The sequence below is a fragment of the Rhodococcus sp. T2V genome, from assembly GCF_029269925.1.
GTDB lineage: Bacteria > Actinomycetota > Actinomycetes > Mycobacteriales > Mycobacteriaceae > Rhodococcus_F > Rhodococcus_F koreensis.
Genome location: NZ_JARJBD010000520.1, coordinates 1 through 428, shown reverse-complemented (window position 1 = coordinate 428; position 428 = coordinate 1). Strand labels below are relative to the sequence as shown.

The window sequence follows — 428 nt, the reverse complement described above, 5'->3', positions numbered from 1 at the left end:
ATCAGGTGCATCTCCCACAGCGGCCGGCTGCGGTCGAGCAGGGTGCCGTGCAGCCGTGACACCAGGGTCATCAGTTCGGCCATTCCGCCCGGCTGCGGTAGGGCGTCGCGGCGTACGTGATGTTCCAGATCGACCTCGTCGTGCGGAAGGGTGTCCCAGCCCCACTGGCCGAGTGACGTCACCGAGCGGCGGGCCCGTTTACGGAAGGGCGCCGGGGCGCCGCGCGGGGTCGGACGGCGCCGGTGCGGTCACCGCGACATCGTGCAGGGTCCCGGCCGCTGCGTCAACCGGTGGAAGGTCTCGCATGGTGTCGCCGGAGGGAGAACAATTTTCGGGTATGAACGCCGTCGAGGGGCCGGGCAGAACTGAGGAGCAGCACCTCGACGCCGTCCGCGACCGGCTGGCCAGGCGGTTCCCGGACCTCGATC

The 428-nt window shown here is 70.3% G+C and carries 1 pseudogene; it reads right to left on the bottom strand.

From position 1 onward, the window contains the following. Positions 1 to 212 (bottom strand): annotated as a pseudogene (locus P3H15_RS55225) (wax ester/triacylglycerol synthase domain-containing protein); the annotation flags it as partial. Positions 213 to 428: the final 216 nt, after the last annotated feature.